Source organism: uncultured Marinobacter sp., from assembly GCF_913055835.1.
GTDB lineage: Bacteria > Pseudomonadota > Gammaproteobacteria > Pseudomonadales > Oleiphilaceae > Marinobacter.
Window position 1 is genome coordinate 1 of record NZ_CAJXKQ010000050.1, and the last position, 19,968, is coordinate 19,968.

The window sequence follows — 19,968 nt, forward strand, 5'->3', positions numbered from 1 at the left end:
GCATTCAACGACGGCATTTCGCCCGTTGCCGCTGAGGAAAACCTTAAAATACTGTCCGGGATTAGTTGACCACTACAGTACTTTGAGTTTCATGTCCCGTTCAACATGTTCCATGAACCCATAGCGCTCGTAGGATTAGAGCTTTTCATCTGGGTTTTTGTTGCCTTGACAGAGGGCTTGGTACTTTCATTTATCTACGGCCAGAGCCGCGATGGAACCGCCTGAATGGAGTGCCAAATTAGGATATCGAATGCGTGGAGTTGGGGCTTTCGAGATATGAGAATCTCTGTAAGTCATCGAGCATGCCGGTTTTTGAGATGGGAGCGATAGCGGGGAAGATCACATGGCTCTGCTTCTACATGTTTCGGCCGCGATATACGCCTTGGTCGTGGGCCTAATCCAATTGGCCACGTCCAAGGGTAGCCGGACGCACAGGTTTCTAGGTTGGACTTGGGTAATTGCCATGCTAACCGTGGCTTTTTCTTCTTTCGGTTTGAAGGGACTCTCTTCGAGTTTTGGCGGTTACAGTCCTATCCATATTCTCTCGATCTGGATCATCGTGTCGGTTTCTGCGGCCGTCTTGGCAGCTCGACAAGGAAAACTCAGAACTCACAAGCGATTTGCCACCGGCGCGTTATTGGGTTTGATAGGCGCTGGGCTCGGGACGTTATTACCGGGAAGGTTAATTCACCAACTGATATTTACTGGTTAGGAGGACAAAATGAGACAGCTTGTTAGCTCAGGTTCCCACTTGGAAGAGCCAATTGGGTTTTCGAGGGCGTGCAGGGTAGGGAACGTGATCTCTGTTTCCGGAACCGCACCTATCAACAATGGCGAAACCGTTTTCGTTGGAGATGTTTATGGACAAACCAGATATTGCCTGGAGCTGTCTATTCAGGCTATTGGGGAGGCGGGAGGGAAACCGTCTGACATAACCAGGACTCGTATCATGCTCACCGATATATCTCATTGGGAACAGGCAGCGAAAGCACATGGAGAACTGTTCTCGGAAATCAAGCCAGCTTGCACTTTCGTTGAAGTGAGTCGATTCATAGACCCGCAATGGCTTGTGGAAACAGAAGTCGATTGTGTCATGGGGCAGTCATAACTAAATCAGGAGGATGAACTTGTTTTCATAAACTTAGATGGTGAAACGAAGCGTGGGATAATTCAGCGAAAAAACAGGCTGTTTAAGGTCATCTGAAACCCTAATATTTCTCCACAGGAAAGTTTTGGTTTATCCGCCTGAATGTTCGCTTTGCGACCGAAGCGAACATTCGCCGTACCCCAGTGTTGGCTTATACCTCCACTCGAATCTATACAAATCTAGATCGGGGTTTTGAGTCGGATTTTTCAACTCTGGACGAACATAATACGCGGTCAAGGGCACGGCCTCTCAGGCAATCGCTTTGATCTTTTTGGTTGTGCGCTAGGTTGTCGGGAAGCAGCTCAATTCAAGAATCTGGATGATGCGGTTATGTTCAAAGCCCTGAAGTCTTTGTTCTCCAAAAGCAATGAACTCAAGCCTGAAGAGTACACCGTTTACACCGTCCATGAGGGCAAGGAGTACGTCAGCCATGACGGACTGGGACTGAAGACGCCTCAGCCAGAATCGGAGCCCGAGCCAGTTCCAGAACCAATGGTGACATTCCCCGACTGGCAAGATATTAGCCAGGCGGGCGGTATTTTCGAAGATTCAGGGACAGAGTCTGTGACCGATGATGAAAGCCTTTTTACGGACGACTTGTTTAATGATTGCTTCAGCCCATCAGGCAATGACTTCGGTATCGCAAGCGGTGGCATCAACCCCGCGACCGGGCTGCCTATGGCCGACAGTATGATTGATGTCGGCGGTAACGTTTACGGAATGAGCGACGACAGTATGAGCATTGGGACTGGGATGGATAGCGACTTTGGCATAGATAGCTTTGGCAGCTCCGATGATGGTTTCTTGTAGCCTTCCCTAAATTCCGGCCTGCCGTTCAATCTTCGCTGCCTTCGGTACCTACATAACGCCTGATCAACTCCACTTGGCGTAGGTTCCACTGAGCGTGGCCGGTGCCGAACATCTCATCTGGACTTATCTTCTTTCCGAAACACTTTGCGCACCTTTTTCTCAATAGAATCCGAGAAGTACAGGCTGATTAGACATACTAAGGTGACGGAGAGGAAAAAGGCTGAAAAAGCGTAGAACGCCAGTTCCATATCCACGATTGTCCCTCTCAGAACGTACGGAAATGTCAGAAAAAGAAAACCCCGGGCAGCCACGCTACGCGGGGTTTGATCTTTTGCCTATGCCGTGGGCTTCCGGTCGACCCCCGGAGAGGAGGCGGTGCGGTTTGGACGCACCTTGACCCCGTGATCGACTGCCGGTGTTTAAGCCACCGCCGGCTGAGCTGCCCCTCGATTAACCCCCGGAGCCGGGTTGCTTTTTCGTTTGAGCAATGCAACTGAGTTCGTTGCGTTTTGCTGCTTGATGGTCACCATCATTGCACAAGTTTTCAGTCATGCAACACTGAAAATTAACGCTGCAGCATTCGGCCGGATTGTTTCTAACAATGGGCGGTACTGAAACGGGGTCAGGGTCAGTCAACCGATGTTACCAGCCAGTCAGGGGTTAAGTAATTTGGGGGCAGATCAGTGGGGCAAAATTGGGACAAAGTCGTGTCCTTTTTCCTCCTTGGAGGTCCGAGGTATAAAGCTTATCTATATGATATTACGTGGTATTCCGCTCCCGGCCATCTTGCTGATAGGGTTCGAATCCCTCCCTCTCCGCCAATACAAAACCCCAGCACTGCTGGGGTTTTTTATTGGCCGATAGGCAGGGTAAGAAGAATCCTCGCGGTTCGACCGAAGCCTGCACCGCAGGCTGAGGAACGTCGGAGCAAAGCGACGACGGCCCCGAAGGGGTGAGGGCCGAAGGCCCGAATAATCCCTCCCTCTCCAGGTTCCGGCAATCGAGGGGGCGCAGGTTTCTCATTCCGTCCTTCGCCAAACCAACAACCGATTATTAGCCGGCATCCCAAAATCCTCCTCAAGCACCAGTCCTGTCTCTTTGCCGAGCACCTTCAGATCCTCCATATCCCGAATCCCCATATGCGGCGCCTGCGTTCTTAGCGACAAATCAAACCGAGCATTGCTCTCACTGGTGTGCCGGCCGCCATAGCTGAACGGCCCATACAGACAGAAGATTCCCTCTTTCGGCAACACCTCCGACACACTGCGAAACATTGCCTGAACCTCCTGCCAGCCCATGATATGGGCGGTATTGGCAGAAAAAACGCCGTCGATGGCGGGCAGATCGGCCCAACTTCCATCAAGCACGTCCAGGGCTAGGGGCGCGTTGATATTCGTGAGCTCCGAGTCATCGATCCACGCCCGAGAGAGCTGGGCATTGTTGGGATGATCGGTAGGCTGCCACACCAGATGCGGCAAGTGGCTGGCAAAATGCACCGCGTGCTGGCCGGTGCCTGTACCAATCTCCAGAATGGTGCCTGGCTGTTTGAAAAGCGCCGTCAGTTTTTCCAGAATCGGCGCTTTATTGTTCTCGCAGGCTTGGGAAAACGGCTTGTCCTGTTGCATGCTCGACCTTTTGAAAGGGGGTAATAGATGGCGGTATCGATGATCCGGCTCAGCGGTGACCAGATTAACCCATACATTGATGATCTCGCACGTCTGCGAATTGAAGTATTCCGCAGCTTTCCCTACCTGTACGACGGCGATATGGACTATGAGCGCAAGTATCTGGATACCTATGCCTGCTCGCCAGAGAGCCTGTTCGTTCTGGCAATGGATGGAGAGTCGGTTATCGGTGCCGCAACGGGTATCCCGATGGACCACGAAACAGAAGAATTCAAAGGCCCGTTTATAAAACAGGGTTATGAGCCGGAAAAGATCTTTTATTTCGGTGAGTCGGTGCTGCTGCCGGACTACCGGGGGCAGGGCATCGGGGTGGCCTTTTTTGACCACCGGGAAGGCCATGCCCGGGAGCAGGGCCGTTTCACACACTGCTGTTTCTGCGCCGTAGAGCGGCCGTTGGATCATCCGCTGAGGCCTTCGGATTACCAGCCCCTGGATCAATTCTGGCACAACCGCGGCTATCGCAAAGTACCGGAGCTGGCCACCACCTACACCTGGAAAGACGTGGACCAGTCGGAAGAAACCGCCAAGCCAATGACCTTCTGGCTCAGGCGGATCGATTAACGCACGCTGAAATTGCTGAATTCGCCGGTCGGGGACTCCTGGGCAATATCGACCGCGTCCACCCTGGCATCCGGTGGCCCTTCCGCACACCAGGCCTTGAGTTCGTCCAGACGGTCTTCCGGGCCTTCGGCAACAATCTCGACCCGGCCATCGGGTAGATTGCGAGCAAAGCCGGTCAGGCCCAGCGAGGATGCTTTCTGTTCCGTCGAGGCGCGATAGTAGACACCCTGTACCCGTCCGGATATCAAAAGTTGCCAGCGTTTGGTGCTCATTGTTTGCTCCCGCTCGTTCCGTCGTGTCAGGCTTTATTTCAATCTACCGGTTCGGGCATCACAACTTCAAGGAGCGCGAGAGCCGATGGCCAAGACCCATCTGAAACACAATGCGACTGGTTATACCGATGCCCTGATTTGTGAAGCGGAGGGTTTGGAGCGCCTCGCCAGCGCACTCGATGAGGCCGGAGTAACCGGCATTGGCGTTCCGGACGTTCACCGGGTGGATGAAAACGAACTCGAAATCACCTCCATACAGTCTTCAGGGGCCTCGGATCGGGCTCGCGAGGTGCTGGGTGAAGGACTGGCAAGAATGCACGCTTTACGTCAGAACGCCTACGGCTGGAGTCGGGACAACTACATTGGGCTCTCGCCGCAACCCAATCGCTGGTGTGACAGCTGGGGTGATTTTTTTGCTCGGGACCGTCTCGGTTATCAGGTCTCCCGTATTCGTGATGCGGGCCAGAGAAGCCGGTTCGAAAAGGTATTGGATGAGCACGGTAGCGCGCTCCGCGATTGGCTGAACGCCCACTGTGAGCACCCGAGCCTGCTCCATGGGGATCTCTGGAATGGCAATGTGCTTTATGGCGCTGATGGCCCCTGGCTGATTGATCCTGCCGTCTACTGCGGTGACCGGGAAGCGGATATCGCCATGACAGAAATGTTTGGTGGCTTCGGCCAAGCATTCTATCGTGCTTACGACGCGCTTTACCCACGGACGCCGGTCTATGGTATCAAGCGCGAGGTTTACAACCTTTACCATTACCTGAACCACTACAACCTGTTCGGTGGTGGGTACCTTGGCGGCTGCCAGGCAGGCTTTGCCGCTATTGAATCCATAGGGCGCGGCGAGGCCTAGATCAAACCCGCGCTGCGAAGCACAAAGACCCCCAGAGTCACGGTAATACTCGCCAGCAGGGTAGTGAGGGCGATGATATTCGCGGCCAATCGGTCATTGCCGCCCAATGCCTTCACCATCACAAAGCTCGCCGCTGCCGTGGGGCTGGCAAAGAAGAGGAACATCAGGCCCAGCTCGGAACCCCGAAAACCGGCCAGCCAGGCCGCGCCCGTGCAGAGCGTCGGCAATATCACCATCTTGAACAGGCTCGAGCCAAAGGCCGTTTTGCTGTCACTACGGATGGCGCTCAGGGAGACGGTGGCACCGATGCAAAGCAGCGCCAGGGGCAGGGTGAGCGAGGCAAAGTAGTCGCCGCTGGTCATGACCCAGCCCGGAAGGGTGATGTCCAGGGCGGCAAAGGGGATGGCTACAAAGACCGCCAGGATGAGCGGGTTACGGACGATGTCGTGGAAGATCTTCGTCCAGTCCGTTGTCTGCCCCGGCTGGTAGGCCACCAGCACAATCACCGAGAGAATGTTGTAGGAGATGATCACCAGGCCAAGCAGGATGCCCCCCGCCGACAGGCCGAAGTCCCCGTAAAGATTGGCGGCCAAAGCCAGGCCGACGATCCCGCAGTTGCCCCGAAAGGCTCCCTGCACGTAGACCCCGCGATCTTCCCGAACCACGCGCCACCGGGCCCAGAGCCACGTGATGGCAAAGCTACCCAGAGTCGCGCCCAGGTAGAACACCAGAAGCCCGGGATTGAATGCCGTATCCAGGTCGGCCCGGATGATACTCAGAAACACCAGGGTCGGCAGCGTCGCCTTGAACACCAGAGCCGACGCGGTATTTACAAATGCATTGTCGATCCAGCCAATCTTGCGTAGCCCCAGGCCGATAAAGACCATGGCAAACACGGGCAGTGTGGTTTCCATGGTTTGCAGGAACAGATCGATCAGGGTCATCAAGGGCGGCCGTTGGGTCGAGGGGAGTGAAGAGATCAACCGGATTATAAGCGGGGAGAAAGCTAGGATGCTATGGGAATACCACGAAGGTATGGGGGAGAGGGTAAAGGTTTAAAAAATCAGGGCCCCGGAGGGCCCTGTAATCTGGTTCATGCTTTTAGTTGGTCACCAACGGGCAACCGTCTGATTCGTTTGCCGGTAGCGGCATAGATCGCATTACACAGCGCCGGCGCTACCGGGGGCAGGCCAGGTTCACCAACGCCCCCCATGGCTTCGCCAGGATTGTCGACCAGATGAACACGCAGTGTTTTCGGAGCATCCGGCATGCGGGGGATCAGGAACTTGTCGAAGTTGCCCTGCTGCGCCACACCGTCCTCAAAGGTCACCTCGCTTTGCAGCGCGATGCCAATGCCCATCACGATAGCGCCCTCCAGCTGGGAGCGAATCCGCTCGGGGTTGGCCTGTGGGCCGCAATCGAAGGCAATGTCTGCGCGGTGGATGGTCAGCTCACCTTCATCATCCACTTCCACGTCAAACACGATCGCGGTGTAGGAGACGAAGCTGTGGTGAAACGCCAGGCCCAGCCCGCGATTCTTGCCCGGAGATTTACCCCAGCCGGCTTCACTGGTCGCCCGCTCAATCACGGTGCGCATGCGGCCGATGTCGATGGGGTAGAGGTCCGGATCTTCGCCATAGTTCCAGCCATCACCCACCGTCAGGTTATGGATTTCCCGGTCCGGCCCGAGCAGGTCCAGAACGTAATCCCGATGGTCCTTGCCGGCCGCCACAGCCATTTCATGGGCAAAGCTCTGGATCGCCCAGGCATGGGGCAGGTTGTAGACCGAACGGAACCAGCCGATACGCACATGGGCGGGTGCCTGTGGATTTTCCAGCCTCAGGGCCGGCACCGAGAACGGCATGGTGTTAAAGCCCATGCCCAGTTCAAACTCACCCTTGTGCTTTGGGTCGGGCGCGAACAGCGAGCCGATACTCGGTGACAGGGTCCGGTGTAGCCAGCCTGTGGCCTGGCCATTATCGTCCAGCCCGGCCTCCAGATAGTCGACCGACACCGCGTGAAAATACGCGTGGTGAATATCGTCTTCCCTTGACCACTGCAACCTCACGGGCCGGCCCTTGAAGGCCTCGGCGATGCTGGCGGCCTCAATGGCAAAGTCCGGTTTGGATTTGCGCCCGAAACCACCGCCAAGCAGGGTAACGTGAACGGTGACATTCTCCGCCTCCAGGCCCAGTCGGCCGGCGACGGTATCGCGGGTTGCCTGCGGGTTCTGGACCGGTGCCCAGACTTCGGCCTTGCCGTCCTTGATTTGAACAGTCGCCACCGGAGGCTCCATGGGTGCCTGGGCCATATGAGGCATGTAGTAGGTGGCAGAGACCCGCTCACTGGCGTTTTCCAGCGCTGTCTCCAGATCGCCGTGCTGGCGAACGACCTTGCCAGGCTGTTGTGCCGCCTTTTCCAAGGATTCGCGATAGGCAGATGACGTATAGCCGGCGTTGTCTCCGGCAGGCTCCAGATTCCAGTCGATCTTCAGCGCCTTGCGTCCTTCCATGGCGGCCCAGGTATTGGAAGCCACCACGGCAATCCCACCGAGAGGACTGAAGCCGGCGGGCTGGCCGGTACCCTCAACCTTCATGACCTTCTCGACGCCAGGCACCTTGAGGGCTTCGGTATCATCGAAGCTGGCAACGGTTGCGCCATAAACGGGAGGGCGTGCAATTACGGCATAAAGCAGGTTATCGAAGGGAACATCGGCGCCGTAGATGGCCTTGCCGGTCACGATGTCATCGCCGTCGATCGCCTTGGGATAGGCAGATTTTAGCTCACCGTTGATCAGGCCGGTTTCCTTGCCGATGAATCGCAGCTCCTCGTCGCGCTTGAGCACCAGGGCATTGCGTCCTGGAACGTCAAGCTCTCGCGCCTTGGCCGCGAGTTCCCCAAAGCCGAGCTCCTTGCCGGAAGGCTTGTGAACAACGGTATGGACAGCGGTCTGCACCTCAGTGACCGGCACGCCCCACTCATCGGCGGCCGCCTGTTCCAGCATTTGCCGAGCGGCTGCTGCGGCGCGGCGCATGGGCTGGTACCAGTGGCGCATACTGCGGGAACCGTCAGTATTCTGGTTGCCGTATTTACTGTGGTCGCCCTCGGCCTGTTCGACTCTCACATGATCCCAATCGGCGCCCAGCTCGTCGGCACCGACCATCACCAGGCTGGTACGGATACCCTGGCCCATTTCAGACCGGTTGTTCACGATAGTAACGAGGCCATCCGCATCAATATGAATGAACACATTGGGATCATCGACCCAGCCACCTGGCATTGCGCCGGCGCCAAACTGGGCCTTTTCATTGCCACCCAGGGCCACGTCCCAACGGGCCGCCAGCACCAGTGCAGAGCCGCCAGCCAGGCCCATCAGGAATCGGCGACGGCTAACGTTGGCGATCAGTAATTTGTCGTCGGCGCTCATGCTTCACCCTCCTGGCCGGAAGCTCGCTCGATCGCTGCAAGGATCCGGTTGTAGGTGCCACAACGGCAAAGGTTTCCTGCCATGGCATCAACGATTTCCCCGGTCTCAGGGTTTGGCGTCTTTTTCAGCAGAGCGGTGGCGTTCATGATCTGACCACCCTGGCAATAACCGCACTGGGCCACCCCAAGGTCGAGCCAGGCTTGCTGTACCTTGCTGCCCACCGGGTCTTCGGCCATGGCTTCAATGGTTGTGATTTCGCCGCTGGCGGCGGAGACGGGCGTTACGCAGGAGCGGATTGCCGTTCCGTTGAGGTGGACTGTGCAGGCGCCGCACTGGGACATGCCGCATCCGAACTTGGTTCCTTTGAGGCCGACAACATCGCGAATCACCCAGAGCAGGGGCATGTTGTCGGGAACGTCGAGCTCATAGCGCTCGCCGTTAATCTTGAGGGTAGCCATATCGTCCTCTCGGTTATGGGATTTGCGTTTCCTTCACTGTAGCCGTACGAACAGAGAAGGCAAAAGGAGCAAACTGAATGAAAGGTAATGAAATCGCTTGCGTGTACGCCTCGGGCCTGGGCTATAGTAGGCCCCGGAAACACCAGAAGACGAGGATAAGGATGGACGCCGTTAATCCCACTCCCGAGCAGCTTCAGAAAGTGCTGGCGGATACCCCCAAAGACCAGCCTGTGGTGATGTTGAATCTGCTGCGCTTTCGCGATCGGGCCAATTACAAGGAAGATGTGCCGGAGCGAACCGGCCGTGAAGCCTACTCGCTGTATATGGAAGAAGCCGCTGCCTGCGTAAGATCGGTAGGCGCGGAAGTTATCTGGTCTGGCCGCAGCGTCGGTTCGCTGATTGCGCCCCCGGACGAATCCTGGGATCAGGTGCTGCTGGTCCGGTACCCGTCAATCGATGCCTTCATGGCCATGATCGAAAGCCCGGAATACAAAGGCGTGGTTAAACACCGCACCGCTGCGCTTCAGGATTCCCGGCTGGTCGCCAACCTCGAAAACAGGGTGTAAACAGGGCCGGGTCAGAGCCCGGCTTGCTGGATGGCCATGTAGCTGATGGTGCCCGCGGCAATAGACAGCAGGGCATTGCGGCGCCACAGGTGAACAATCACAACCAGGGCCCCTGGTAGCAGTGCGTCAAATCCCATCCAGGAACCTGACCAGTCCGCCGAACGCTGCAGGAACACCGTCGCTAGCAAAGCCATCACCGCCGCCGGCAGGTAGCGCCCCAGATGGCGCACCAGCGGGTGTTCCGTGTGTCTCTCGAAAAACAGGAACGGAATCACCCGTGTGGCAAAGGTTGCGATCGCCGCTACCGCTATGAAGGCTGCCAGATAGCCGGATTCACCCATGGCTGCTCTCCCTGTGCAGTGTCTGTCGACGATGCTTCCGGTATTCCAGCAAAAGCACCGCAGTCACCAGCGCTATGGCCCCGATCAACTGATGTGCCGGTGGCAGAACAAGCATGGCGACGCCGGCAGCCGCAGCGCCTAGCCAGATCGGGAAGCCTTCTCCCAGCGATTTGAATTGCTCCAGAGTAAGAACAATGAACAGGGCCACCAGCGCGAACTCGATGCCGGTGCTGTCAAAGGCCACATTCTCGCCGAGCAGGGCGCCTGTCGCGCATCCGGCTACCCAGTAACACTGGTTAAACCCGGTGATCCTGAAATCCACTTCCTGTTCGTGAGCCCGGTCGCTGCCCCGTGGGCGACTGGTGAGCAGGGAATAGGTTTCATCCGTTAAACCGAAAATCAGGTACAGCTTGCGCCAGCCCGCCCCCTTGAACTGGCCCAGCAATGAAAGCCCGTAGAACAGGTGGCGGGCATTCAGAACAAACATCGCGATGAAGACTTCCAGCAGGCCGGCGTTAACCGCCAGAAGACTCACAGCCAGTATCTGGCCGGCGCCAGCGTATATCACCAGGCCCATCAGAGGCGCTGCCCACCAGGCATAGTCGAGCTGCGTTGCGAACAACACGCCAAAAGCCATGCCCAGCGGCAGGTAGCCGAACAGAATGGGTAGGGTGAGTCGAAAGACGGACTGGTTCATTAGCATCCAAACGGTCTGAAAGCGGCGATCATAGTGAATAAAGGGATTTATTTGAAGTGGTTAACACGATTCTCGGTTGCCAGCGATAAAAGACTGACGCATTGAATGCAATAAAAGTGTCACGAAATCGGCATACCATCCGCGGCATAGCCCGCTGTTGGAGTTGTCATGTTCGGCACAGTAAGAACCCGGATCCTGTTTTTCGCCTTTCTCTCTGTCTTCGCCCTCGCCGGGCTTGCCGCGCTCTCATGGAGCATTATTCTGAAAGCCGAAGACGCCTCCAAAACCCTGATACAGACCAATCTCAACGAAGCCTGGCTGCTGGCGGATCTGGAGCAGGATCATCGCCACCTTCAGGACCTCGCCTACAAGATCAAAGCCCAGCTTTCGCTCTGGGATGAGATCGAGACCGAGTTCAGACGGCTGGAAGACACGCTGCCGGGCCATTGGCAGAGCCTGGAGGCAGAACCGGGCCTGCGCGATTGGGCAGAAGCACACCGTGAGGATTTCGAGCGGGTACTGGCGCTTATCGCCCGGATGAAAGAAGGCATTGCCGAGAAAAGCTATTACCGTGTCGGCCAGGTGGTGGATTTCGATCTTTTTCCGGCCATGGAACCTATGCTCGCAGCCATCGCTGAGCGCCAGTTTCAAAGCCGAAGGTCTGTATCCGATGGCGCCGACGAATTGCTTTCGTTTCTGGCCGGCCAGCAGACCTTTTTGATTGCCGGCTCCGTGTCCTTCCTGCTTATCGTCATCATCATGACCTGGTGGCTGAGGCAGTCGGTGATTTTGCGCTTGCAGGGTATGCAAAACGACCTGGTCGCCATGGAGAAGAACGCCGATCTTACGCAGGTACCCGTTCTGAAGGGCCGGGACGAGGTGGCTGGTGTCGCCAATGCGCTAGGTGGATTGGTCTCCCGGTTCGAGCATTTTATTGCAGACATTCGCATGGCCGCCGGCGGTCTGGATGAGCGTTCGGGGGCCCTGGATAGCGGTGCCGAATCGCTGCAGACGGCCTCTGAGCAAACCCGGAAGCAGATTAACGACGTGAGCCAGTCCATGGCCGCCATTGCCGATCAGGCCTCAGCTATAGAGCGGGCCACAGACGAATCGGCTAACACCGTGAAAAACGCAGTAGCAGCCAACGAAGAAGTGCAGAGTCGACTGACCACCAGTGAACAAGCTGCGGAACATACGGTGGATGTGATTTCCCGAGTTTCTGGCTCCATCCATGCCCTGAACGAATCCACGGGCAAGATTGAGCAGGTTATCGGGGTCATTGCCGACATCGCCGAGCAGACTAACCTGCTGGCCCTGAACGCCGCCATCGAGGCCGCTCGTGCGGGTGAGCATGGTCGCGGCTTTGCGGTGGTGGCCGATGAGGTTCGGACCCTTTCCCGCCGCACCTCTGACTCTACCCGGAATATCTCCCAGTGGGTTCAGGACCTGGTATCCGGGGTCAGCAGTGTTGATGTCCTTCTGGAAGAGATGCGCGATGCCGGCAGCAGCAACCGTGAGCATCTGGCCGCACTCAAGGGTCACCTCCAGTCATTGCAGGGCCAGTTTGTGGACCTCGAGAATCACAGTGCCGAGATAAGCTCGGCCGTTGCCATGCAGCGGGATGAGATCGGACGGGTTGGCCGCCGATCAACAGCGCTGGACGAAAGCGCCGATTTTCTGATCGAGAGCGTTGAACAAACCCGGACCATCAGCGAGGCGCTGAGGCATGAGTCGGCTTCCATGCGCCAACTGATCGCCCGTTTTCGTACCGCCGAAGAACCTGCCTGACCAACGATCCTCGGCCCGGAACCCCTCGCCGGGCTTCTACCTCGCCACCATAACTCGTAACATGGTGGCGTCACAGGAGGTAGTATGACCGACAGCCCCGAACACCAGCCCGAGCAAGACCCCAGACAGGAAAAGTTCATCGTTGACACCGAGTTGCTGACCGAAGACCAGCTTCAGGGCCTGGTGGAAGAATACTGCACCCGTTACCACGGACTGAACGATACAGAAAACCCCATGGCCGAGCAGAGCAGGGTGATGTCTGCGGTGCGACGTGGCGAGCTGGTGGTCTGGTTCGACCCTGTTGAGAATACTGCGGGTCTGGGTGTGCCGGGTTAGGCGTCAGGTGTGTCACGGTATTTGGGTTTGCACCTACCCGGGGCCGGAACTAAACGTTACAATCGCGCTGTTTTCCCGAAAGCCGTGTGCGAGGTGAATTTTGATCAGGGTACTGGTTGTAGATGACCATGAGCTGGTGAGATCCGGTATTACCCGGATGCTGGCTGACAACCCGGACATTGAAGTCATCGGGCAGGCGTCATCCGGAGAGGACGCCATCGATTTTGTTCGCCAACAGCGGCCGGACATTGTGCTCATGGATATCCGCATGCCGGGTATCGGAGGCCTCGAGGCAACCCGTCGCATACTCCGCATTGATGATTCCATTCGCGTGATCGTCGTAACCGCCTGCGCGGACGACCCCTATCCGACCCGGGTCATGCAAAGCGGAGCCACCGCCTACATCACCAAAGGTGCTGATATCAAAGAGATGGTCCGCGCCATCCGAATGGCCCATACTGGCCAGCGATATATCAGCCCGGAAATCGCCCAGAAGATGGCCCTGAAACAGCTGGGCGGCGGTGATCGCGATGAAGACGGCGAGCTCTCGCTGTTCGACCGGCTGTCCGAACGGGAAATGCAGATTGCCATGATGGTGGTGGATTGCCAGAAGGTACAGGACATCTCGGACAAGCTGTGCCTGAGCCCGAAGACCGTGAACAGCTACCGCTACCGGATCTTTGAGAAACTGGAAATCTCCAGTGATGTTGAATTGGCCCTGATGGCAGTGCGGCTCGGGTTGCTTGATGCCGACAAGGTCTGACCCTGAGAACACCCATATCGGGGAGTTTGACAGCAAGAGCTTCCTGAAACAGTTAACCGAGCGGCCCGGCGTCTACCGAATGTACGACGAAGGTGGCTCGGTTCTCTACGTGGGCAAGGCCCGCAACCTCAAGAAGCGGGTTGGTAGCTATTTCCGCAAGACCGGCCTGGCGCCCAAGACCGAAGCCCTGGTTGGCAAGATTGCCTCCATCGAGGTCACCATTACCGGCAGTGAGACCGAGGCACTCCTGCTAGAACAGAACCTGATCAAATCGTTACGGCCGCCTTACAACATCCTGCTCCGTGACGATAAGTCCTACCCCTATATCTATTTGTCCTCCCACAGCGATTACCCATCACTGACATTCCGCCGTGGGCGCACCAAAAAGGGTGGCGGCACCTGGTTCGGGCCGTTTCCAAGCTCCGGCGCGGTCAAGGAAAGTCTTAATGTATTACAGAAGATTTTCCGCATAAGGAACTGTAGTGAAAGCTTTTTCAGGAATCGAACAAGGCCTTGCCTGCAGTACCAGATCAACCGTTGCACGGCACCTTGTGTTGAATACATTACGCCGGAGGAGTATCAGCAGGACATCCGCCACGCCACCATGTTTCTGGAAGGGAAGAACCCTGCGATCCTCCATGATTTGATGAACGCCATGGAAGCTGCCTCGAAGAATCTGGAGTTTGAAAAAGCGGCGGCCTACCGGGACCAGATCAACCACCTGCGCCACGTGCAGGAGCAGCAATCCATCGAAGGCGAGGGCGGCGATGCGGATGTCATTGCCATTGCCCAGGATGCCGGGGTGGTCTGCATCGTGGTAATCATCGTGCGCGGTGGTCGTGTGCTGGGCACCAAGGACTATTTCCCCCGCTACTCCATCGAGCAGACCGAGGGTGAACTGCTCAGCGCCTTCCTCGGGCAGTACTATTTTGGCGGCAATACCCGTCGGGAGATTCCGCGGGATATCCTGGTGCCGGTTGAGGTGGAAGGTCAGGAGCTGCTGGCCGAGGCCCTCACAGAATCAGCAAACCGGGAAACCCGGATTCGCGGGAATGTCCGGGGTGAGCGTCGCCGGTGGCTGGAACTGGCCATGACCAACGCCCGCCAGACCCTGCTTACGCACCTGGCGAGCAAGGAAACCGTATACCGGCGCCTGCTGGCCCTGCGGGACCTCCTGGAGCTGGCGGAAACCCCGTCGCGCATGGAGTGTTTCGATATCAGTCACAGCCACGGGGAAAATACCGTCGCATCCTGTGTGGTTTTCGATGAGAATGGCCCCCTGAAGAGCGATTACCGCCTGTACAATATCGAGGGCGTGACCGCCGGTGATGATTACGCCGCCATGCGTCAGGTGCTTACCCGCCGCTACAAGCGGATGGTGGCCGGGGAGGGCAAGCGGCCGGACCTGGTCTTCATCGACGGTGGTAAAGGGCAGTTGAACATTGCCCGGGAAGTGTTTGATGAGCTTGAGATTTCAGACATCCCGCTGATTGGTGTCGCCAAGGGAGTGACCCGTCGTGCAGGCATGGAGCAGCTGATAGATGCCATGACTGGCGATGTCTTCCGGGTACCAGCCGATTCGCCCGCGCTGCACCTGATCCAGCACATCCGGGATGAATCCCACCGGTTTGCGATAACCGGGCACCGGGCGCGCCGTGATAAAAAGCGCCGGCAGTCTACACTGGAAGGCATTGAAGGCGTGGGGCCGAAAAAGCGTCGCGACCTGATCCGGTATTTTGGCGGCATCCAGGAACTCCGCAAGGCCGGAGTGGATGAGATGGCCAAGGTGCAGGGCATCAGCAAATCACTGGCCGAAACCATATACGCAGCATTGCACGACGAGTAAGGACAGCATGAATCTACCAAACATCCTCACCCTCTCCCGCATCATCATGATTCCGGTGTTCGTGGTGATTTTTTACCTTCCGGTGGGGTGGAGCTACCTCGTGAGTGCGGCAATTTTTGGTTTGGCGGCGGCCACGGACTGGCTGGACGGTTACCTGGCGCGAAAACTTGACCAGAGCACTCCGTTCGGAGCCTTCCTGGACCCGGTTGCAGACAAGCTCATGGTGGCCGTTGCGCTGGCTGTGTTGATCGAGGAGCACTCGGCGATTCTGCTGACGATCCCGGCCACCGTTATCATCGGCCGTGAGATTGTCATTTCCGCCTTGCGGGAGTGGATGGCGGAAATCGGCAGCCGCGCCAGCGTGGCGGTTTCCTATATCGGCAAGATCAAGACCACCGCTCAGATGGCGGCAATCGTGGGCTTGCTGGCATTTCCTCCCGGCGTACTCTGGGCCAATGTTGCTCTGGCGCTGCTCTATATCGCCGCGATTCTAACGCTCTGGTCCATGGGGCTTTACCTCAAGGCTGCCTGGGCTGATCTGTTTCCGGAGAAGGCCTCAGGCGAGGCGGATAGTCACACGTCCTAGTCCATTCAATCACCCTGGCGGCGAGCCTGCTGCCAGCAGCCCCGAAGGCCTCGACAATCTGGTCAACCGATGTGCCCGAGGCCGGCTCCACAATTCGCTCAGTGCGAGTGCACAGGTTTGCTCTCGAACGGTTGTGAATCATCTGCAGATGCAGCTCGATGACCACCTCGGGTCCTGTTCCCGGGGTTTCTGAATGAAACGCCGAGAGTTCGGTAACCAGGGTCAAATCCGCCTGCGCCGGATTGGTATCGGTGATGACGTTCCTGTAGGCACCACTTTTTCGAATGCTGGTTACCAGCGTATCCCGGACCACTACCGGTGCCGTGTCCCGCCAGCGGGTCCCCTCGTAGGCCCGAAACTCCTGTGGCGTGGGCTTTGCCAGTATCAGCGAGCCATTGAAAGGTTCTGAGGCGTAGGGTGTATCAATCCGAAGGGATGCCTGAACCGTTTGCTCCGCCGCTGGAACGGCCTGGACTGGCGCCAGGTCCATCACCCTGGGTGGCTCCGGGTTCGGAAACACGGTGCAGCCACTGGCAAAGGTAACGCCCAGGACAAGCGCAAGGTTTCTGATTGACCTCAATGTCACTGTGCCATCTCCTTCATGGTGTCATTGCCGAACAGGGTGCCTGTGGGATCCTGCTCCAGGCGGTGAGTAAACTGGTTCAGGCTGCGCAGGGTTGCCCTGAGCTCCCGAAGCGCGGGCGCCAATTCGCCCATGCCCTGAAGCCCCGCATCCATTGCTCCCTGGTTGTCTCGGGTTAGCTCATCAATTCTGGCCATGGTGGTGGTGATAACGGCGAGGGCTTCATCCATGGATTGCAGAACCCGCCGGCCATCGGTTTGCAGCAGTTCGTTGGCGTTATCCGAAACGTTGGATACCTTGATCGCGGCTTCCTCTGCGCGAATGGCGGCGGCATCGAATTGTTCGAGCAGGGCGGTCAACTGCTCCCGGCGGTCGAGCAGGGCGTCTGTCGCTTCCCGCGTGTTTCTGAGGATGGCAGAGGCGTTCTCGATGTTTTCACCGGAGAGCAACTCCGTGGCACTGGTAAGCAGCTGGTCGGCCTTGGCCAGAAGTTGTTCGCTGTTGGCCAGCAGGTTATTGAAAGCCGAGGGCTCAGCAAAAATGACCGGCGGGTTGTCCCGGTCGCCCTTGAGCACGGGCTGGTCGGGGCTTCCACCGCTGAACTGGACGCTCATGCTGCCAGTGATGTTGGCCAGCACCATGCCGGCTCTGGTGTTCTCCCGTATGGGAATCGACTGATCAACCCGCACCAGAACCCGCACATGGGCGGGATTGTTCGGATCGAGGTTCAGTTCCACGACATCGCCAATCTGAACGCCGTTGTACAGCACCGGATTACCCTCTGACAGGCCGCCAACTGCCTGCTCGAACACGATCTCATAGTAGCCCCATTCCCGGTCGGCGGAGGATTTCGCAAGCCATAGCGAAAAGACCAGCGCAGCGGCGAAGGCCAGGATGGTAAACAGGCCAATGATCAGGTGATGGGCCCTCGGCTCCATGGTTACTGCTCCTGCGTCCGTGTGTTCGAATGGTCCCTGAATGCGTAACTCGCTGCCCGGCCACGGGGGCCGTTAAAGTAGTCCTGAATCCACTCATCCTCCGTAGCGGCAACGGTTTCCAGCGTATCAGCTACCAGCACCTTGCGCTGTGACAATACCGCAACCCGGTCACAGGTTGAGTAAAGGGTGTCCAGATCATGGGTCACCAGAAACACGGTCAGCCCCAACGCATCCCGAAGCGTCACGATCAGTCGGTCGAAAGCGGCAGCCCCAATTGGGTCCAGGCCCGCTGTTGGCTCATCCAGGAACAGGATTTCCGGATCAAGGGCCAGGGCCCGTGCCAGGCTCGCGCGTTTTACCATGCCGCCGGAGAGTTCGGAGGGGTAACGAACCGCTGCCTCGGGCGGTAAACCGGTCAGCGCCAGCTTCATGCGAGCCAGCTGTTCCGCTTCAGGCCGCTTCAGGCCGGCATGTTCTATCAGGGGAACCGCGATATTCTCCTGCAGGTTCAGGGAGGTAAACAGCGCGCCACCCTGGAACAGTACACCGAAGCGTTGTTCAATCCGGGAGCGTTCACGGGCCGAAAGCTGGATCAGATCCTCGCCAAACACCCGGATATGGCCCGACGCGGGGGTATTAAGGCCGACGATACTGCGCAAAAGTACGGTTTTGCCGGTTCCCGACCCGCCAACCACGCCCAGTATCTCGCCCCGCAGCAGGTCCAGGTCGAGGCCGTCGTGCACCACGTGCTCGCCGAAGCGGTTGCAAAGGTCCCGTACCGCAATCACTGGTTCCTTTTTTGCCTCGGGTTTCGTGGACTCTGCCATAGCCGCCATGATTACCAGCCCATTTCCATAAAGAATAGTGCAGCAATGGAATCCAGCAGAATCACCATGAAGATCGACTGAACCACGCTGGAGGTGGTGTGCTCACCCACCGATTGCGCACTGCCAGCCACCTTGAATCCCTCCAGACAGCCAATCACCGCAATCAGGAACGCAAAGATAGGTGCCTTCACAATGCCCACCACGAAATGCTGAAGGGCAATATCCCTCTGCACGATGCTCATGAACTGATAAGGGGTGATATCCAGCACCAGGGCACAGACCATGGCGCCCCCAACCATCCCCGAGATCATGCCCACGAAAGTCAGGATAGGCAGGCTAACCATCATGGCCATCACCCGCGGCAACACCAGCAGTTCGATCGGGTTCAGGCCCAGGGTGCGGATGGCATCCAGCTCTTCGTTAACCTTCATTGCGCCGATGTGAGCGGTAAAGGCGCTGGCGGTTCTGCCGGCCAGAAGGATCGCGGCCAACAGCACCCCGAATTCCCGCAGGAAGGAGAATGCCACCAGGTTGACGGTGTAAATGGTGGCGCCGAAATCCTCCAGTACAGTTGCCCCCAGAAACGCCACCACGGCACCCACCAGAAATGTCAGCAACGCCACGATGGGCAGGGCATTCAGGCCGGTGTCATGAACTGCAGCCACAAAGGGTGTCATTCGCCAACGCCAGGGCCGGGGAAGGTTCCAGGCCAGGGTGCCCAGGGTCTGGCCAATAAAACCCACGAGAATCCAAAGCAGCCGGAATATGCCTTCCACCTTCTGCCCGGTTCCGGTCACAAAGCTCCAGACCAGGGAGGGAGCGCGTCGATCCGGCTCGGGCTGATCTTTCATGGCCTCGCAGACGGCGGCTATCAAGGCCGATTTCTCCCTAGGCAAGTCGCTGGCAGCTGTTACGGCGTCGAGCAAACGCTCGGGGCCGATCAGTGAGGCCAGCTGTGATGCACCGGCAGTGTCAATCCGATCCAGCCCCGAGAGGTCGATTGATAACTCACTCTTATTCCTGGAGGACAACGAGGACGCCACTGACGCCAGCGACCGGTAATGGCTCAGCAGCCAGTCATCCGTCACCCTCAGGGTGCCGGCCTCAATGGTCACGGAGCCGGGTTTGGAAGACGGGTTTTGTGGGTCGGTCTGCTCGGAAGAATCAGGACTGGGCACGTTCTGTCGAATCCCTGAGTGATGTTGCCTGCCAGTGACTAGCTTAGAGAGTGCAAAGGTTCTCTGCCAGTGCGCAAGTCGCATGATTGCATCCGGCACCGCGATTGGCCAAACTTTGCCCACAATCTCCAGTAAAACAAAAACTTGATAAAAAACTGTTGACGCCCGAACGGTAATCCGTAGAATACGCAGCCGTTGACGAGGCAATGCCCCGGAAACGAAGAGCGGGAATAGCTCAGTTGGTAGAGCACAACCTTGCCAAGGTTGGGGTCGCGAGTTCGAATCTCGTTTCCCGCTCCA

Annotated in this window: 22 protein-coding genes and 1 tRNA gene; 12 read left to right on the forward strand and 11 right to left on the reverse strand. The window is 57.6% G+C overall.

The annotated features are described in order from the left end of the window. Positions 1-343: 343 nt before the first annotated feature. The 3 genes from QZ534_RS18065 to QZ534_RS18070 all read left to right on the forward strand — a co-directional run bounded on the left by QZ534_RS18065 (position 344) and on the right by QZ534_RS18070 (position 1,957). Positions 344-712: a DUF2306 domain-containing protein gene (locus tag QZ534_RS18065; protein WP_296936594.1), complete on the forward strand. Its 369-nt coding sequence runs from the start codon at positions 344-346 to the stop codon at positions 710-712. 9 nt (positions 713-721) lie between these two features. Further along, positions 722-1,108 carry a RidA family protein gene (locus QZ534_RS18910; RefSeq protein ID WP_366935831.1) on the forward strand — a complete coding sequence of 129 codons (387 nt, stop codon included), beginning with the start codon at positions 722-724 and terminating at the stop codon, positions 1,106-1,108. 369 nt (positions 1,109-1,477) lie between these two features. After that, positions 1,478-1,957, forward strand: coding sequence for a hypothetical protein (locus tag QZ534_RS18070; protein ID WP_296936596.1), 480 nt, complete (start codon positions 1,478-1,480; stop codon positions 1,955-1,957). A gap of 1,019 nt (positions 1,958-2,976) precedes the next feature. Here the strand turns inward: QZ534_RS18070 and QZ534_RS18075 are convergent. After that, the gene (locus tag QZ534_RS18075) at positions 2,977-3,582 is read right to left on the reverse strand and encodes a DUF938 domain-containing protein (protein ID WP_296936598.1); all 606 of its coding nucleotides are present in this window, start codon (positions 3,580-3,582) and stop codon (positions 2,977-2,979) included. 27 nt (positions 3,583-3,609) lie between these two features. Here QZ534_RS18075 and QZ534_RS18080 point away from each other — a divergent pair, with 27 nt between their 5' ends. Continuing rightward, entirely contained in the window at positions 3,610-4,203 is a 594-nt protein-coding gene (locus QZ534_RS18080; RefSeq protein ID WP_296936600.1) for a GNAT family N-acetyltransferase, read from the forward strand. Here QZ534_RS18080 and QZ534_RS18085 read toward each other — a convergent pair. Further along, positions 4,200-4,475, reverse strand: a complete 276-nt coding sequence (locus QZ534_RS18085; RefSeq protein ID WP_296936601.1) for an acylphosphatase — start codon at positions 4,473-4,475, stop codon at positions 4,200-4,202. The two genes, QZ534_RS18080 and QZ534_RS18085, sit on opposite strands and share 4 nt — an antisense overlap. A gap of 85 nt (positions 4,476-4,560) precedes the next feature. Between QZ534_RS18085 and QZ534_RS18090 the strand changes: the two genes are divergently transcribed. Next, positions 4,561-5,334 (forward strand): fructosamine kinase family protein, encoded by a 774-nt coding sequence (locus QZ534_RS18090; RefSeq protein WP_296936602.1) that lies wholly within the window; start codon positions 4,561-4,563, stop codon positions 5,332-5,334. On the opposite strand, the gene QZ534_RS18095 is transcribed toward QZ534_RS18090, so the two are convergent. The 3 genes from QZ534_RS18095 to QZ534_RS18105 all read right to left on the reverse strand — a co-directional run bounded on the left by QZ534_RS18095 (position 5,331) and on the right by QZ534_RS18105 (position 9,219). Next, on the reverse strand, positions 5,331-6,278 hold the full coding sequence (locus QZ534_RS18095; protein WP_296936603.1) for an AEC family transporter: 948 nt from the start codon (positions 6,276-6,278) through the stop codon (positions 5,331-5,333). The genes QZ534_RS18090 and QZ534_RS18095 overlap by 4 nt on opposite strands. Before the next feature lie 149 nt (positions 6,279-6,427). After that, entirely contained in the window at positions 6,428-8,761 is a 2,334-nt protein-coding gene (locus QZ534_RS18100; protein ID WP_296936604.1) for a molybdopterin cofactor-binding domain-containing protein, read from the reverse strand. Further along, the gene (locus QZ534_RS18105) at positions 8,758-9,219 is read right to left on the reverse strand and encodes a (2Fe-2S)-binding protein (protein WP_296936606.1); all 462 of its coding nucleotides are present in this window, start codon (positions 9,217-9,219) and stop codon (positions 8,758-8,760) included. Before QZ534_RS18105 ends, QZ534_RS18100 begins: the two co-directional genes overlap by 4 nt. Before the next feature lie 77 nt (positions 9,220-9,296). Between QZ534_RS18105 and QZ534_RS18110 the strand changes: the two genes are divergently transcribed. Further along, positions 9,297-9,785 carry a DUF1330 domain-containing protein gene (locus QZ534_RS18110; RefSeq protein WP_296936608.1) on the forward strand — a complete coding sequence of 163 codons (489 nt, stop codon included), beginning with the start codon at positions 9,297-9,299 and terminating at the stop codon, positions 9,783-9,785. Positions 9,786-9,796: 11 nt separating this feature from the next. On the opposite strand, the gene QZ534_RS18115 is transcribed toward QZ534_RS18110, so the two are convergent. Next, positions 9,797-10,126: an AzlD domain-containing protein gene (locus QZ534_RS18115; protein WP_296936610.1), complete on the reverse strand. Its 330-nt coding sequence runs from the start codon at positions 10,124-10,126 to the stop codon at positions 9,797-9,799. Continuing rightward, positions 10,119-10,823 carry an AzlC family ABC transporter permease gene (locus QZ534_RS18120; RefSeq protein ID WP_296936612.1) on the reverse strand — a complete coding sequence of 235 codons (705 nt, stop codon included), beginning with the start codon at positions 10,821-10,823 and terminating at the stop codon, positions 10,119-10,121. Before QZ534_RS18120 ends, QZ534_RS18115 begins: the two co-directional genes overlap by 8 nt. Positions 10,824-10,991: 168 nt before the next feature. On the opposite strand from QZ534_RS18120, the gene QZ534_RS18125 reads away from it, so the two are divergent. The 5 genes from QZ534_RS18125 to pgsA all read left to right on the forward strand — a co-directional run bounded on the left by QZ534_RS18125 (position 10,992) and on the right by pgsA (position 16,142). After that, on the forward strand, positions 10,992-12,611 hold the full coding sequence (locus QZ534_RS18125) for a methyl-accepting chemotaxis protein (protein WP_296936614.1): 1,620 nt from the start codon (positions 10,992-10,994) through the stop codon (positions 12,609-12,611). An 84-nt stretch (positions 12,612-12,695) separates the two neighbouring features. Further along, the gene (locus QZ534_RS18130; RefSeq protein ID WP_296936616.1) at positions 12,696-12,947 is read left to right on the forward strand and encodes a hypothetical protein; all 252 of its coding nucleotides are present in this window, start codon (positions 12,696-12,698) and stop codon (positions 12,945-12,947) included. A gap of 100 nt (positions 12,948-13,047) precedes the next feature. After that, entirely contained in the window at positions 13,048-13,710 is a 663-nt protein-coding gene (gene uvrY / locus QZ534_RS18135) for a UvrY/SirA/GacA family response regulator transcription factor (protein ID WP_069185056.1), read from the forward strand. Next, positions 13,694-15,556: an excinuclease ABC subunit UvrC gene (uvrC, locus tag QZ534_RS18140; protein ID WP_296936618.1), complete on the forward strand. Its 1,863-nt coding sequence runs from the start codon at positions 13,694-13,696 to the stop codon at positions 15,554-15,556. The genes uvrY and uvrC overlap by 17 nt, the downstream gene beginning before the upstream one ends. Before the next feature lie 7 nt (positions 15,557-15,563). Then, on the forward strand, positions 15,564-16,142 hold the full coding sequence (gene pgsA / locus QZ534_RS18145) for a CDP-diacylglycerol--glycerol-3-phosphate 3-phosphatidyltransferase (RefSeq protein ID WP_296936620.1): 579 nt from the start codon (positions 15,564-15,566) through the stop codon (positions 16,140-16,142). Here the strand turns inward: pgsA and QZ534_RS18150 are convergent. Genes QZ534_RS18150 through QZ534_RS18165 form a run of 4 tightly spaced genes read right to left on the reverse strand, consistent with a single transcriptional unit; the run spans position 16,075 to position 19,668 of the window. Further along, complete coding sequence (locus QZ534_RS18150) at positions 16,075-16,728, reverse strand: ABC-type transport auxiliary lipoprotein family protein (RefSeq protein ID WP_296936622.1); 654 nt, start codon at positions 16,726-16,728, stop codon at positions 16,075-16,077. The genes pgsA and QZ534_RS18150 overlap by 68 nt on opposite strands. Further along, positions 16,725-17,663, reverse strand: a complete 939-nt coding sequence (locus tag QZ534_RS18155; protein WP_296936624.1) for an MlaD family protein — start codon at positions 17,661-17,663, stop codon at positions 16,725-16,727. The genes QZ534_RS18150 and QZ534_RS18155 overlap by 4 nt, the downstream gene beginning before the upstream one ends. Before the next feature lie 2 nt (positions 17,664-17,665). Further along, positions 17,666-18,490, reverse strand: a complete 825-nt coding sequence (locus tag QZ534_RS18160) for an ABC transporter ATP-binding protein (RefSeq protein WP_296936626.1) — start codon at positions 18,488-18,490, stop codon at positions 17,666-17,668. Between the two features lie 11 nt (positions 18,491-18,501). Continuing rightward, positions 18,502-19,668 (reverse strand): ABC transporter permease, encoded by a 1,167-nt coding sequence (locus QZ534_RS18165; RefSeq protein WP_296936628.1) that lies wholly within the window; start codon positions 19,666-19,668, stop codon positions 18,502-18,504. Positions 19,669-19,892: 224 nt separating this feature from the next. Here QZ534_RS18165 and QZ534_RS18170 point away from each other — a divergent pair. Further along, positions 19,893-19,968, forward strand: a tRNA-Gly gene (locus QZ534_RS18170).